The sequence below is a fragment of the Ensifer sp. Root423 genome, assembly GCF_001426275.1.
In the GTDB taxonomy this organism is placed as follows: domain Bacteria; phylum Pseudomonadota; class Alphaproteobacteria; order Rhizobiales; family Rhizobiaceae; genus Ensifer; species Ensifer adhaerens.
Genome location: NZ_LMEG01000023.1, coordinates 281,206 through 296,027, shown reverse-complemented (window position 1 = coordinate 296,027; position 14,822 = coordinate 281,206). Strand labels below are relative to the sequence as shown.

13 protein-coding genes are annotated in these 14,822 nt (G+C 63.3%); 9 read left to right on the top strand and 4 right to left on the bottom strand.

Features of this window, described 5'->3' with window-relative positions; genetic code table 11:
- Positions 1-36 precede the first annotated feature (36 nt).
- Both ASD01_RS20795 and ASD01_RS20790 read left to right on the top strand, forming a co-directional pair.
- Positions 37-723 carry a GntR family transcriptional regulator gene (locus ASD01_RS20795; RefSeq protein ID WP_034799636.1) on the top strand — a complete coding sequence of 229 codons (687 nt, stop codon included), beginning with the start codon at positions 37-39 and terminating at the stop codon, positions 721-723.
- Positions 724-877: 154 nt separating this feature from the next.
- Positions 878-2,467, top strand: coding sequence for an ABC transporter substrate-binding protein (locus ASD01_RS20790; RefSeq protein WP_060530330.1), 1,590 nt, complete (start codon positions 878-880; stop codon positions 2,465-2,467).
- A gap of 59 nt (positions 2,468-2,526) precedes the next feature.
- On the opposite strand, the gene ASD01_RS20785 is transcribed toward ASD01_RS20790, so the two are convergent.
- From ASD01_RS20785 to ASD01_RS20770, 4 genes are all read right to left on the bottom strand, one after another.
- Positions 2,527-3,201: an HAD family hydrolase gene (locus ASD01_RS20785; protein WP_034799634.1), complete on the bottom strand. Its 675-nt coding sequence runs from the start codon at positions 3,199-3,201 to the stop codon at positions 2,527-2,529.
- 113 nt (positions 3,202-3,314) lie between these two features.
- Positions 3,315-3,986, bottom strand: a complete 672-nt coding sequence (locus tag ASD01_RS20780) for a metallophosphoesterase family protein (protein ID WP_034799633.1) — start codon at positions 3,984-3,986, stop codon at positions 3,315-3,317.
- Positions 3,987-4,200: 214 nt separating this feature from the next.
- Positions 4,201-4,572 carry a hypothetical protein gene (locus ASD01_RS20775; RefSeq protein WP_034799632.1) on the bottom strand — a complete coding sequence of 124 codons (372 nt, stop codon included), beginning with the start codon at positions 4,570-4,572 and terminating at the stop codon, positions 4,201-4,203.
- A gap of 142 nt (positions 4,573-4,714) precedes the next feature.
- Positions 4,715-6,427 carry a phosphoethanolamine transferase gene (locus tag ASD01_RS20770; protein WP_060530329.1) on the bottom strand — a complete coding sequence of 571 codons (1,713 nt, stop codon included), beginning with the start codon at positions 6,425-6,427 and terminating at the stop codon, positions 4,715-4,717.
- 270 nt (positions 6,428-6,697) lie between these two features.
- Here ASD01_RS20770 and ASD01_RS20765 point away from each other — a divergent pair, with 270 nt between their 5' ends.
- From ASD01_RS20765 to ASD01_RS20735, 7 genes are all read left to right on the top strand, one after another.
- Positions 6,698-7,372 carry a response regulator transcription factor gene (locus ASD01_RS20765; protein WP_034799630.1) on the top strand — a complete coding sequence of 225 codons (675 nt, stop codon included), beginning with the start codon at positions 6,698-6,700 and terminating at the stop codon, positions 7,370-7,372.
- Complete coding sequence (locus tag ASD01_RS20760) at positions 7,369-8,727, top strand: sensor histidine kinase (protein WP_060530328.1); 1,359 nt, start codon at positions 7,369-7,371, stop codon at positions 8,725-8,727. Before ASD01_RS20765 ends, ASD01_RS20760 begins: the two co-directional genes overlap by 4 nt.
- A 169-nt stretch (positions 8,728-8,896) precedes the next feature.
- Complete coding sequence (locus ASD01_RS20755; protein ID WP_034799628.1) at positions 8,897-10,063, top strand: HPP family protein; 1,167 nt, start codon at positions 8,897-8,899, stop codon at positions 10,061-10,063.
- Positions 10,064-10,243: 180 nt separating this feature from the next.
- Positions 10,244-10,945: a CerR family C-terminal domain-containing protein gene (locus ASD01_RS20750; RefSeq protein ID WP_060530327.1), complete on the top strand. Its 702-nt coding sequence runs from the start codon at positions 10,244-10,246 to the stop codon at positions 10,943-10,945.
- The gene (gene hlyD, locus ASD01_RS20745) at positions 10,942-11,949 is read left to right on the top strand and encodes a secretion protein HlyD (protein WP_034799626.1); all 1,008 of its coding nucleotides are present in this window, start codon (positions 10,942-10,944) and stop codon (positions 11,947-11,949) included. Before ASD01_RS20750 ends, hlyD begins: the two co-directional genes overlap by 4 nt.
- Positions 11,946-13,676, top strand: a complete 1,731-nt coding sequence (locus ASD01_RS20740; RefSeq protein WP_034799625.1) for an ATP-binding cassette domain-containing protein — start codon at positions 11,946-11,948, stop codon at positions 13,674-13,676. The genes hlyD and ASD01_RS20740 overlap by 4 nt, the downstream gene beginning before the upstream one ends.
- Positions 13,673-14,821, top strand: a complete 1,149-nt coding sequence (locus ASD01_RS20735; protein WP_034799624.1) for an ABC transporter permease — start codon at positions 13,673-13,675, stop codon at positions 14,819-14,821. Before ASD01_RS20740 ends, ASD01_RS20735 begins: the two co-directional genes overlap by 4 nt.
- Position 14,822: the final 1 nt, after the last annotated feature.

Sequence of the window (14,822 nt, the reverse complement as noted above, 5' to 3'; positions counted from 1 at the left end):
CGGCCGGTCCCCGATCGGCCCGTTGGGGAGGCAACCTTGTCTGAGAAATCTAGCCGCAGCGAAGTGGTCTACAAGCTTTTGCGCCAGGCGATCCTGGAACAGGCCCTGAGGCCCGGAACGAAACTTTCCGAAGATACGATCGCCGACCATTTCAAGGTCAGCCGTACCAGCGTTCGGGCGGCCCTGGTCCGGCTCAACGCAGAAGGCATTGTCGATTTACGCGCCAATAAGGGCGCCTGCGTGGCCGAGCCGACATTGGAGGAAGCCCGCGACATCTTCGCACTGAGACGCATGCTCGAAGCCGAGGTGATCCGACGGCTCGTCGCCGATCTCGACGCCGCCGGCGTCAAGCGGCTGCAGCAGCATGTCCGGCAGGAGGAGACGGCGCTTACAGATCACGGCCCGCTTTCGATCCGGCTCGCTGGCGAGTTTCACATCCTGCTTGCCGAGCTTACGGGCTCACAGGCGCTGACGCGGTTCGTCCGCGAGATCGTCTCACGCTGTTCGCTGATCCTCGCTCGCTTCGCGCGGCTGCATTCGCCGGAATGTGCCGTCGACGAGCATGTCCAGATCATCCGCGCCCTGCAATCGCGCGACACCGCCACGGCGGAACGGATCATGCTCGAACACCTCGACGCGGTCGAGCTTCGCGCCGAACTCGACACCGACAAGACCGAGCCGGATATCTCCGCGATCCTGCAACGCTACGCCCGCAAGGGGTGACGGCGCCTCAACTATTCGGTCGAGAATACGACTTTCTTTCGCCGATCTGCGCCACCATCTGTCGCGCGGCAACACACCAGGCGCGGCATCTGTCTCCAATATCTGCAACGATACCGGTTACACCGGGTGGGTCTTGCAAGAGAGGGAGTAAGACATGCCAATTGAACTGGAATTCATGAGCAAGCAGGTTGCCGCGGGCCGGCTGTCGCGACGGGAGTTTCTCGGACGCGCCGCGGCACTCGGGATAACCGCCGCCTCGGCGAACCTGCTGCTTGGCCAAGCGGCCCGCGCCGCAGGGCCGGTCAAGGGCGGAACACTCAAGGCGGGCCTCGTCGGCGGGGAATCGACGAACAGCCTGGACCCGGCAACCTGGGCAAGTCAGGTCCCCTACACGCTCGGGCGCTGCTGGGGCGAACAGCTCGTCGAAGTCTCGCCGACGGGCGAGATCGAGTACCGGCTTGCGGAAGCCTACGAGGCGACGCCGGACGCCAAGACCTGGCGCTTCAAGATCCGCAAGGACGTGACCTTCCACAACGGCAAGGAGCTGACCCCGGCCGACGTGGTGGCGACGTTCGAGCGTCATGGCGACGCGGACTCCAAGTCTGCGGCCCTGCCCTTCGTTCAGGACTTTGAGACGATCAAAGTCGATGGCGACAGCGTGGTCATCGCGCTGCGCGCGCCCAATGCCGACCTGCCCTATATCGTCAGCGATTACCACCTGATGATCCAGCCGAACGGCGGCAAGGACGACCCGACGGCGGGCATCGGCACCGGCCCCTACAAGGTCGTGTCCAACGAGCCGGGCGTCAAACATATCGCAGAGCGGCACGAAGGTTATTGGGGCTCGGCCGAGCGCGGCCATGCCGATCAGATCGAAATCGCTGTCATCAATGACTCGACCGCTCGAACCGCGGCCCTCCAGAGCGGCCAGATCCACATGATCAACCGCATCGAGCCCAAGGTGGTCGCCCTGATCAGTCGCCTTCCCGGCGTCGTCATACGGAATGTGCCGGGCAAGGGTCACTATGTCTTCATCGCCCATTGCAACACGGCGCCCTTCGACAACAACGACCTGCGCCTGGCGCTGAAATATGCCGTCGACCGCGAGGAGATGGTGGCAAAGGTGCTCGCCGGCTATGGCACCGTCGGCAACGACACGCCGATGATCAAGGGCTATCCGCTGTTCGACAACGATATCGAGCAGCGCGTCTTCGATCCGGACAAGGCGAAGTTCCACTTCAAGAAATCCGGGCACAGCGGCTCGGTTCTGCTTCGGACCTCCGATGTCGCCTTTCCCGGCGCTGTCGATGCGGCACAACTCTTCCAGATGAGCGCCGCCAAATGCGGGATCACCATCGACCTGAAGCGCGAACCGGGCGACGGCTACTGGTCGGACGTCTGGAACAAGCAGCCCTTCAGCATGTCCTATTGGACCGGCCGGCCGACGCAGGACCAGGTCTATTCGATCGCCTATCTCTCCAAGGCCGAGTGGAACGACACCCGCTTCCTCCGGGAGGACTTCGACAAGCTGATCTTTGCGGCGCGTGGTGAACTCGACAACGCCAAGCGCAAGGCACTCTATCATCAGGCGGCGATGATGCTGCGCGACGAAGGCGGCGTCATCGTACCGATGTTCAACAACTATATCGACGCGACCAACGACAAGGTCGGCGGTTGGATCGACGATCCGAACGGCGAACTGATGGGCGGGCACGCGCTGACGAAATGCTGGCTCAACGCCTAAACCAGCGACGCGAATGACGGGAGGTCGGCACGCGGCCTCCCGTTCTCATCGACGGGTTTTCAAGCGGTCCGGCGCAGTGATACCGTGCCGTCTGTTGCGCGCTCCACCGCGATGTCGTGGTAGCGGGCAAGCGTCATGTGCGGCGTTCCCTCGGCGGCCGCATGCGCACCGGTGACGACGACGACATCGGCCCCGGCTGCGAGCCCGGCCAGAATTCCGGCCGGCGCGTCCTCGAACACCAGGCAATCCTCCGCACGCACGCCCAGCCGCTCGGCCGCCATCCGGTAGCCCTGTGGATCGGGCTTGCCGATGGAAACATCCTCACCGGTGATCATCAGTTGGGGCATCGGAATGCCGGCGGCCGCGAGACGGCGCACGGCGAGATCCAGCGGCGCGGACGTTACGATCGCCCACCTTTCCGGCGGCAGAGAATTCAGGAAATCAACCGCACCGGGGATCTCGACAATACCTTCAACGTCGGCGATCTCGGCCAGCGCCAGGTCGTAGGCTTCCTTCTCCGGATCGATGTCCGGCAGCTCGAGATTGCGGATCGTATCGACGGCGCGCACGCCATGTACGGTTTTGGTAAACTCGACTGGGTCGAGACCATTGCGCTCCGCCCATGCGCCCCAGACACGCTCGACCACGGCCATGGAGTTCAGCAACGTGCCATCCATATCGAACAGGAGGGCAGCAAAATTCTTCGTGAAAACGGATGAAGGCGCGGCGTCCAAGGCAATCCCCTGAGATGATGAGACGGGCGGCAAAGGCTTCGCCCAGCGGAGAAGCCACACCTACTACCGGAGAGCCGCCCGCACAATGCCATTTACGCCACCGATGCTAACGCTCACTCGACGCGCCAGGCAGCCTTGCTCGCCGTCAGGAAGTCGATCGGCCCACCCGCCTGATCGTCGTCGAAGATGGCGCAGGAGAGGATGCCGCTGAACACCGCGCCGGAATCGACATTGGTGCGGTTTCCGACCGTGCGCGGATTGGCCGTGCTCGGCGTGTGGCCATGACAAAGGTGCCGGCCCCAGTACTCGCCGGAATAGTCGTCGGGCGGCCGGATCCAGAGGAAAACCCCGTCGTCCTGCTGTTCCAGCGGCCGCGTGTCGTCGACGCCCGCATGAACGAAAATGCGAAAGCGCTCGACCAGGATCGTCGGCAGCTCCTTGATCCATTTCAGGTGCCGCCCGGGAACCGTGCCGTCATAGGAGATCAGCGTCTCGCGGCCACCGTTGACCAGCCACCAGTCGACATCGCTTTCACCACTGCTGGCACCCCAAAGCATTTCCTCGTGGTTGCCCTTGAGGGTCAACCAGGTCCAGCCGGGCTTCGTCGGGCCGGCCATGATCAGTTCAATGACGGCGCGGCTGTCCGGCCCCCTATCGATCAGGTCGCCGAGAAAGATCACCCGCCCCGTTGGCGCATAGTCTTCGATTTCATCCAGCAGCGCGCGCAGCTGGTCGAGGCAGCCGTGAATATCGCCGACGGCGAACGTCAGATGCCGGACGGCCATGCATTCACTCTCCAAATTCCGATAGCGGGCGCCGGCCGCTTCGAGGCCGAAAATATCGCCAGATCAAGGCGCTATAACATGCCTTTTGCGGAAAGGATGCAAGATGCCGCGGCCGCGACGCGGACCCGTGCGACAATTAAGAATGAGGGCCGCCGTGTAAGGAGCGACGGGCAAAATGCCCGCACTTGGGAGCCACTATTGTGCCGTCCTGATGTCAGCGTCGGGAATGGCCCTTGGCGATGGTCGAGCTGGCGATCGACACCGGGTCGCTTGCCGGAAAAGTATCCTCGAGCCCTTCGTCGAGTTGCTCTTCCATCGCATCGCGATCATGCGCCCGGCGCGCGTTCGGCAGGGTGCCGCGACGCACCCCTGCCTGGTCGCCGGCGGCCGCGACCGTTTCGTCGGCCGCAATGGCCGCATGCAGAATTTCCTTTGCCTTCGCGATCGCGTTCAGCCGGTTAAGGGATCCGGCCTTGTCCTGGGGACACATCACTGTCACCACCTCATCGCCATCGCCTATGAATTCGACGGTAAACCCTGAACGACCGGCTCTTTCGGCAGTGACCTGCAGACCGACGATGCGCATCGGACCTCTCCTTCCTTGGGCTGTCCCGAAGGGCCGAGGCCGCGTTGGCCGTCTCGGCCGTGGCGGGAACGAAATCGGGGTGTGTTTTCAAGGAAGCGTCGAGGCCGGGTTTTGTTCCGACCGTGGGCAAATTTACGGGCCGTTAAAGGGCGCCTGGAAACCCTGAGGAACGCACGGGGCTTGCCGGCAAGTCGTTGGTCGTATCCGCGGCCTGGAACGCCGACCCGCCGCCCGGCTTCTTCGTGCAGCTCGCAAAGGCATCAAGGCCCGGCTTGTAGACCTTGGTCTCGACATTCATCATGCCGAGCACGGTATGAAACAGGTTGTCGTGGGATTTCGGCTGCGCCGTATCCTTGGCGAGGCACGCCGTATCGACACCCATTGCCGCCTGGTAGGGCTTCGAGAACCACGCAATAAACGGCACCTGCGTCTGTTCGCGCGGGGCGATGGCATAGGGCGCGCCGTGCAGATAGATGCCGTTCTCGCCGAGCGACTCGCCGTGATCGGACATATAGATCATCGCGCCGGCGATCTGGTCCTGATGCTTTTCCAGCAACCGGGCGACACTCGCCACCACGTAGTCGGTGTAGAGTATCGTGTTGTCATAGGCGTTCGTGATTTCTTCAACCGAACACTTCATCAGTTCGGCCGTGCGGCAATCGGGCGTGAAACGCCGGAACTTCTCGGGATAGCGCAGGTAGTAGGACGGTCCGTGGCTGCCGAGTTGGTGGAGCACGATCACGCTGTTCTTCTTGGTCGCCGAGAGCTTCTTGTCGAGCTCACCGAGGAAGATCTCGTCCAGGCATTCCCCGTTTTTGCAGAGCGGGCTGTTCTTCTGGTCGGTCATGCTGGCGAAGTTGATGAGGTCGGCAATGCCCTTGCTTCCGGTGTTGTTGTCCCACCAGGTGGTCGAAACACCGGCGCGCGTCAGCACGTTCATGAGGTTTTCTGTCGAGCGAGCCTTCCAGTCGCTGTACTCATCACGCGGGTAGACGGAGAACATGCAGGGGAGCGACGTTGCCGTCGCCGTGCCGCAGCTCGTGGTGTCGGTGTAGTTGACGACGCCCAGAGCCTTGAGTTCCGGATTGGTCTCGCGCCCGTAGCCGTTCAGCGAGAAGTTCATCGCGCGCGCGGTTTCGCCGGCAACGACGACGACAACCACGGGCTTGCCGGCAGCTTCAATCCGCGCACCCTGTCGGGCATCGGTTGCGAGTGGCTGCACGACGATGTTGCGCTGCTTATAGGTCGAGGATGCATATCGCACGGCAGCCGAAACCGGCCCCGTCGGGTTGAACCGCTTCATCAGGTCCTTGTGTTCGCGGATCACGTAGGCGACGTTTGCAAAGTTCGCGTAGACCAGCCCCCCGCTGACCAGGAGGCAGGGAATGATCACCGCCAGGTTGACCGCAGCATTCGACAGGAAGGGCCGGTAGCGGAGCTTGAACCAGATCACCAGCAGCGACGGAAGTACCCCGTAAAGCAGCAGATGCGTCGCCAGACTGCCGGTCAGGAGGTGGCTGGCTTCGGCCTGCGTCGTCACCGCCGCGTTGCCGATCATGTCCTTGTCGATGATGACGCCGAAAGTATCGATGAAGTAGGAGGCGGCGGCCGATACCATGATCAGGAAGATCATCACCGGCTTCATCACATATTTGACGGAGGCCAGCGTCAGGCCTGCGAAGGTCAGCAGACACAGAGCCGCGCTGAAAGACAGACGCGCCGTGAGGGAATCGTCGAAATAGGCGACCGTGTGTGTCCAGAAGGATTTGTTGGTGGCAAGGAGCAGATAGGCACTGACAAGAGCGCTGAGCGCAATACTGCCGATTTCGGGGCGGCGAATACCTGAAAATCTCAAAACTGTAGTCTCCTGCGGTGACTGCAAGAGCGCCTGGGAGGGGCGCTGCAGGCACGGGCATTCAATCGAGATGGAGGCCGCGTGGCGGCCACCTGCTAGGTTGCAGCCTCCCCCTCAGCCGTTGAGATACGACGGACAAGCTGTCCAAACCCCGTCAAGATTGCTCATTGTTGCGCCGATACGCGCGCTGGTAGGTGTCGCGCAGGCAGTTGGCAGTCCCGGCGAAAGCCCATATGGTCGGCGGTGGCCCTGTAATATCGAGACGAATCAATGCGCCTGCTCCTGGTCGAAGACAGTCCGCGACTGGTTGAACTGGTCGGTGAAACCATGCGGGATGCGGGCTGGCGCCTCGATGCGGTTTCAAGCGTGGCCGATGCCGAAACGGCGATCGCGGCGCGCGAGCATGACCTGGTGCTGCTTGACCTCGGGCTGCCCGATGGCGACGGCCTGTCGCTGCTTCGCCGCGTCCGCCTGGAGTATCCCGGGCTGCCGGTGCTGATCATCACGGCCAAGGGCTCTGTCGACGAGCGCATCGCCGGGCTCGACGCCGGGGCCGACGACTATCTCGTAAAACCGTTCCACCATCGCGAGCTGCTGTCGCGCTGTCGCGCGATGCTGCGGCGCAATCCCCAGGCCGTACAGCCGGTACTGGAAGCCGGGACATTGCGCTACGACCCGGCAACCGCCGACCTCACCTGCGACGGCACGGTGGTGCCTTTGCCGCCGCGCGAGCGGTCGTTGATCGAGATCCTGATGCGCGAGGTCGGTCGCGTCGTGCCGAAGCGGAAGCTCGAAACGGCCCTTTCGGAATATGGCCAGGAAGTCACGCCCAATGCCCTGGAACTGGCTGTTTCAAGGGTGCGCAAACGCCTGCAGCCGCTCGATAGCGGCGTTCAGATCGAGACGGTGCGCGGCATCGGCTACCTCCTCAGGCAAGCTCCATGAGGAGCCGAAACCCTTCCCTGATCGGTATCGTAGCCCGCCGCATCATCGCCTTCTCGCTGCTGGCCATGGCGATCCAGATCGGCGTCGTCTTCGCCGACTACTGGTTCGACGACGACAAGCTGAGCGTGCTCATGCTGCAGCAGGAAACCGAAAACCTGATCGAGTATGTCCAGGTGCGCGACGGCGTGGCGCGTTACGAGCCCAATCGCGACGTGCGCGAACGCTATCTCGACCGGTCCGACGACAACGGCGCGATTTTCCTGCGTATCCGCACTGCGTCCGGCGAGATGATCCATTCGAACTGCACGGCCGAATGTGCCCAGCACTTCCTGCCGCTCAACGTCGACGCGCCGCAATTCTGGAAACGCCTGATCGCGCCGGGCAAACCTTTCAGCGTTGCCGGCGGCCAGACTTTCGAACGGGGCGGCCTGGTCGTCCTGGTCGAACTCGCGATCCTCAACGATCCGAACGGCTTCATGTACGGCGCCTTGCTGCACGAGATGTTCGATTCGATGATCGTGCCGATGACGCTAATGTTCTGTCTCGTGATCGGCGCGACGATCTGGTCGGTGCGCAGCGCCTTGCGGCCGGTCGCCATGGCCGCGCAGGCCGCCGACGCCCTCGACCCGCGCGACAGCAATGCGCGCCTGCCGTTGACGCGGATGCCGCAGGAAATCGCCCGTCTCGTCACCGCAGTCAATCGGATGCTGACCCGGGTTGCCGATCTCATCCAGTCGCAAAAGCTGTTCTCGTCGTCGATCGCCCATGAAATCCGCACGCCGGTGTCGATCGCCAAGATGGAACTGAGCCGCATCGACGACCCGCGGGCGCGCAATGCGGAGCGCGACCTGGACGCACTCACCCATATTCTGGAGCAGTTGACCTCGCTCGCGCGCGCCGATGCCGTCGATCCCTCCGCCTACCAGCGCACCAGCCTGTCTCAGATCGGCGCCGCCGTTGCGGAGGCGATTGCACCTTTCGTCTTCGACCACGACAAGTCCCTCGAATTCGTAGACGAAGGCACGCCACAGATAACCGCCATTCCGGCGCTCGTCGAAAACATGCTGCGCAACCTCATCGAGAACGCCGTCAAGCACAACCCGCCGGGAACCCGGATCGTCCTGACCTGTGGCCCCGGCCCGGTCGTCTGTGTCGAGGATGACGGCAAGGGGCTGATCGACCTTCCGGAGCACAACGAAGACCTCGGCTATGTAAAAAGCTCCGGGCAGCTCGGCCTCGGCCTGAAGATCGTGCGGCGTATCAGCGAATTGCACCAGGCAACCGTCGCGGTCGATACGACGCCTGGCCGTGGCACCCGGTTCTCGATCGATTTTTCCGCCGCCCTGTCGGGCTGACGAGCCCGACTATAGGGACAGCACGCGCCCGCGTGTGCATCGCACATTTTTTAGGCGCGATGCATATATTTCAATCCAACGCCGGTTTTTGGATGCGGATTTCATGCCCAATGCTGCGCCATGTGCTAATGGCGTGCCCAAGTCCGTACCTCCCCTCCCGAGAGGCTCCATGTCGAAGGCCCGCGCGTACATCAAGCGTTTCATCCCATCGCTCGTTCCGATCAGCCATCTGGAACGCCTGCGTGCGTCTTTGGGCGCTCTTCTTGGCATCCTGCTTACCGGCTTGATCAGCAGCTATGCCCTCGGGGCGGGCGCCAGCCTGCCGCTGCTGATCGCGCCAATGGGCGCCTCGGCCGTCCTTCTCTTTGCCGCCCCGGCCAGCCCGCTCGCCCAGCCCTGGTCGATCGTCGGCGGCAACACCATCTCTTCGCTGATCGGCGTGACCGCGGCGTTGCTGATCCCGGATCCGGTCGTCGCAGCCGCAGTCGCCGTCGGGCTCGCCATCGCGATCATGCTGCTGCTCGGCTGCCTTCATCCGCCGAGCGGGGCGGTTGCGCTGACCGCCGTGCTCGGTGGCCCGGCGATCCACGAGGCGGGCTACTGGTTCGTCCTGTCGCCGGTCGCCATCAATTCGGTCGTCATCCTCTTGATCGCGCTGGCGTTCAACAACGTGACCGGTCGCCGCTACCCGCATCTTGCGCAGGCGCCGACGCTGCATGGAACGAGCGACCCCGCGCCGACGCACAGGCTCGGCATCGTCCCCGAAGACCTGCAGGCCGTTCTCGCCCAATATGGTGAAGTGGTCGACGTCAGTCCCGAAGAGCTCGACGCGTTGATCCACCAGGCGCAGATCCGCGCCTTCAACCGCCGCTCCGGCGAAATCACCTGCGCCGAGATCATGTCGCGCGACGTCGCCACGGCCACGCCCGAGACGACCTTGCGCCAGGCCTGGCAGACCCTGATCAAGCATCACATCAAGGCGCTACCGGTCGTGACTGAAAAGGACGGCCTCGTCGGTATCGTCACGCAAACCGATTTCATGAAACACGCGATGCTCACGCCGCAGGGCGGCATCCGCCAGCGGCTCGGAAACGTTATCGGCTTCGGGCCGAAAACGCCGCGGCTCGTATCCGACATCATGACCCGCAAGGTGCAATCCGCCCTGCCGGAAACCATGATCGCCAAACTCGTGCCGCCGATGTCCGACATGGGGCTGCACCATATGCCCGTGGTCGATCCGGATAACCGGCTGCTCGGCGTCGTCACCCAATCGGATCTCATCGCCGCCCTCTTTCAGCGCCGCCTCGAACGGGGCGAAGAGCGCGACGTCGCTTAGGCCAAAAGGTTCACCGGAGGTTCCTCGCCCGCAAAATAGAGCGCCACGGCAAAACCGCTGTGCGCCTTTGTGCGACTTGCATTCTGCAACACGACCTCATCGATGCAAGGCATGTCGTCATCCGTCACGTAAATTCATTCGATTGACTTAATCAATGGAATGATCTAATTTCAGTATGTCATGAAAAAAGAAACCTCGCCCCGTCCGACCAAGCAGGACCGCGGAGATGTCACCCGCGAGAAACTGCTGACCAGTTCCATCGACGTCTTTGGCCGCTACGGCTTTGACGGCGCAACCACTCGCATGCTCGCCGAAACGGCAGGCGTGAACCTCCAGGCAATCCCCTATTACTTTGGCGGCAAGGAAGGCCTCCATATCGCCGCTGCGGAGCACCTTGCCTCGATCATCATCGACCACGTCGCAGACCTTCGAAACGCGGTTCTTGCTCGCCTTGCCCACCTCGACAGCCAAGGCCAGCCGTTGGAACCCCAGGAAGCCCGCGACATGCTCACCCAGCTGGCGCAGCACATGGTCGCCCTCTTTGTGAGCCGCCAGTCCGAAAGCTGGGCGCGCTTCATCATCCGCGAACAGATGGAGCCGACGGAAGCCTTTGAGCGCGTCTATTCCAACGTCATGGGCCCGATGATCGGCATGGCCGCCAGGCTGGTTGCCACCATCCTTGGCGAGCCTCCTCAATCGGAACAGGTCCGGCTGAAAACCCTGTCCTTCGTCGGCAGCATCCTGGTCTTCCGCATGGCCCACGCAGCCGTGCTTCGGCAGATGAAATGGCAGGCGGTCGGTCCTGACGAGCTCGACCTCTTGCGCCGACATGCTGCCGAGCTGGTCGCGACCATTGGAAGCAAGCGGGAGGACCGGTCATGAACAAGCCGGCAGTAGCCCTTGTATTGCTTGCCGGAGCCGCGGCCAGTGCCTGGTGGTTCGACGTGCCGCAGCGGCTCGGCTGGATCGGCACGGAGCAGACCTCGGTGCTCTACGGCAATGTCGACATTCGGCAGGTTTCACTCGGCTTCCGCGTCAGCGGCCGAATCGCAAGCCTTGGCGTCGACGAAGGAGACGTGGTCAAGCCCGGGGACGTTCTGGCGACGCTGGACGCCGCCCCGTTCGAGCAGGCGGTCGCCGCGGCGCAGGCCGATCTCGGTGCGCTCAGGGCCAACCTTGCAAAGCTGAGGGCGGGGGCACGCCCGACCGAGATCGCCCAGGCGCGCGCGACCCATGAGGAACGTCTGGCCGATCTCGAAAACGCCAATCTCGCTTATGAACGCGCCCGGCAATTGCGCCCGAACGGCACCATCTCCCAGGCCAATCTCGACGAGGCGAACGCCAACAGGGCGGCAGCCGCAGCGCGCGCCACCTCCGCCCGCGAGGCCCTGGCGCTCATCGAAGAGGGAAGCCGGATCGAGGATATTGACGCCGCCCAGGCGCAGGTGCTCGCCGCCGAAGCCAAGCTCGAAAGCGCCCGCACCTCGCTTGCCGATACCCAATTGTTCGCGCCGAGCGCCGGCACGGTCCTGTCACGGGTGCGCGAGGCTGGTGCCATCGTCGCGCCTTCCGACACCGTCTACGTCGTCTCGCTGAACGAACCCGTCTGGGTGCGCGCCTATGTGGCGGAACCGGACCTTGGCCGGGTGCATCCCGGCATGGCCGTCGAGGTCACGTCCGACAGCGCCCCGGACCACCGCTACAAGGCGACGGTCGGGTTCATTTCACCGGTCGCCGAATTCACGCCCAAGTCGGTGGAAACGCCGGAACTGCGCACCGATCTCGTTTATCGCCTGCGCATCGTGGTCGACAAGCCGGGCCCCGATCTCCGGCAGGGCATGCCCGTGACCGTGCATCTGCCGGAAAAGGCTGGAGCCGCGCAATGAGCGACGAGGTGCCGTTCGTTCGCATCGCGGATGTGGTCAAGCGCTTCGGCGATGCCCCGCCGGCGCTCGACCATATCGCTGGCGAAATCTTGGGCGGGCGGATCACCGGGCTCGTCGGCCCGGATGGCGCCGGAAAGACCACGCTGATCCGCCTGATGACCGGGCTGATGGTGCCGGACGAAGGCAAGGTCGAGGTTCTCGGTTTCGATACGGTGGCGAATGCTGCCGATATCCAGGCGGCCATCGGCTACATGCCGCAACGCTTCGGCCTCTATGAGGACCTTTCCGTTCAGGAAAACCTCAATCTCTACGCCGATCTGCGCGGCCTGCCGCTTGGCGAGCGCACAGCGACCTTCGACGAACTGCTCGAATTTACCGACCTCAAGCGTTTCACTAGCCGCCTTGCCGGCAAGCTCTCCGGCGGCATGAAGCAGAAGCTTGGCCTTGCCTGCGCCCTGCTGCGCAAGCCGAGGCTGCTTCTCCTCGACGAACCGGGCGTCGGCGTCGACCCGATCTCGCGCCGAGATCTCTGGAAGATGGTCGAAAACCTGACGAAGGAAGGCATCGGCGTCGTCTGGTCGACGGCCTATCTGGACGAGGCGGAGGCCTGCGACAGCGTTCTGCTCTTGAACGAAGGCAAGCTCCTGTTCACGGGCAGTCCCGCCGAATTGACCGCCAGGGTCGCCGATCGCGTCTTCAAGGTTTCCGGCATTCCCCATGGGCGGCGCCAGAAGCTCGCAAGCTATCTCGACGACGACGATGTCGTCGACGGGGTCATCCAGGGCGAAGCGATCCGCCTGGTCATGAAGCCAGGGACCAAACCGCCAACCCCGGAGGGACATTCGTCCGCATCGGGCGTGGCGACGACCACGCCGCGTTTCGAGGATGCGTTCATCGACATGCTCGGCGGCGGTCCCGGTGGCCGCTCCAAGCTCGCGGAAACCCAGACCCCCTTCCCGACCGACGGCGAACGCCCGGTCATCGAAGCGCGCGGACTGACGAAACGATTCGGCGATTTCACCGCCGCGGATGCGATCACCTTCGACATACCGCGCGGTCAGATCTTCGGGCTCTTAGGCCCGAACGGCGCCGGCAAATCCACGACCTTCAAGATGCTGTGCGGGCTGTTGAAGCCCACAGCCGGCGAAGGCCGCGTCGCCGGTTTCGATCTACGGCGAGACGCAGCGGAAGCACGCAACCGGCTGGGCTACATGGCGCAAAAATTCTCGCTCTACGGCGATTTGAGCGTCGGCCAGAACCTCAGCTTCTTTGCGGGCGTCTACGGTCTTGCCGGCGCGCGCAAACGCGAACGCATCCAGTTGATGACGGAAATCTTCGGCTTCGCCCGCCTGCTCGACATGTCGGCGAAAGATCTGCCGCTCGGCCTCAAGCAGCGTCTGGCACTCGCCTGCGCCGTATTGCACGAACCGGAAGCGCTGTTTCTCGACGAACCGACCTCCGGTGTCGACCCCATCACCCGGCGCGAATTTTGGACCCACATCAACGGCCTTGTCGAAAAGGGCGTCACCGTACTCGTCACCACCCACTTCATGGACGAAGCCGAATATTGCGACCGCATTTCGCTGATTTATCGCGGCCGGTCGATCGCGCTCGGCTCACCAGACGAATTGAAGGCGCAGGTCGCCAGCCCCGACCTTCCGGACCCGACCATGGAGGATGCCTTCATCGCTCTGGTTCAAGGCTCGGAGGAGAAGGAGGCCGCATGAGCGCGCGCGCCGCAACGACCGAGGGCCGGGCCACGAGAGCCAGACGCTTTGCCGCGTTGGTGCGCAAGGAAAGCTATCAGATCGTTCGCGACCCGAGCAGCATCCTGATCGCCTTCGTGCTGCCGATGATCCTGTTGTTTCTCTTCGGCTATGGTGTTTCGCTCGACACGACGCAGACCCGCATCGGCCTCGTCGTCGAAGAAGAGGCCCCGCTGACGCGCGATCTCGCTGCGGGATTTCAGGCCTCGCGTTATTTCACGGTGGCGGTCGGTCGGGACCGCCGCGAGTTCGAGGAAGACTTAGTGCTTGGCCGGGTCCGCGGCATCGTTGTAATCCCCAAGAGCTTCGTGGCCGACTACTCGGCCGGTCGGCACCCCGCCTTGCAGGTGCTCGTCGACGGCTCCGATCCCAACACCGCGAACTTCGTCCAGAACTATGCGCAGGCGACCGTAGCCAATTGGGAGCGCCAGCGGTTGAGCGACAGCGCCGGCCGGCCGCCGGCGATCTCGGCCGAGCAGCGCTTCTGGTTCAACCCGGAGCTGACCAGCCGGAACTTCCTGGTGCCGGGCTCGATCGCCATCGTCATGACGCTGGTCGGGACGCTGCTCACCTCGCTCGTCGTTGCACGTGAATGGGAGCGCGGCACGATGGAGGCGATGATGGCGACGCCGGTTTCGGCAGCCGAACTCCTTGCCGGCAAGCTGCTGCCCTATTTTATTCTCGGGCTCACCTCGATGACGCTCTGCGTCCTCCTTGCCGTCTTCCTCTTCGGCGTTCCTTTTCGCGGTTCGGTCGCAGCGCTCTACGCGCTGTCAGCGACTTTCCTGATGCCGGCGCTCGGTCAGGGCCTGTTGATTTCGGCGGCGACCAAGAACCAATTCCTCGCCTCGCAGCTCGCGCTGATTTCGGCGTTTCTTCCGGCCTTTCTGCTTTCGGGATTTCTCTTCGAGATCAATTCGATGCCGACGGTCATCCAGTGGATCACCTTTATCGTGCCGGCGCGCTATCTGATCCCGAGCCTGCAGACGGTGTTTCTGGCTGGCGACATCTGGCCGATGTTCGGCAAGTCCATTGCCGCCATGCTCCTGATCGGCAGCGTGTTCTTCGCGCTCGCCGCCCGCAGTACCCGCAAGAGGATCGGCTGAC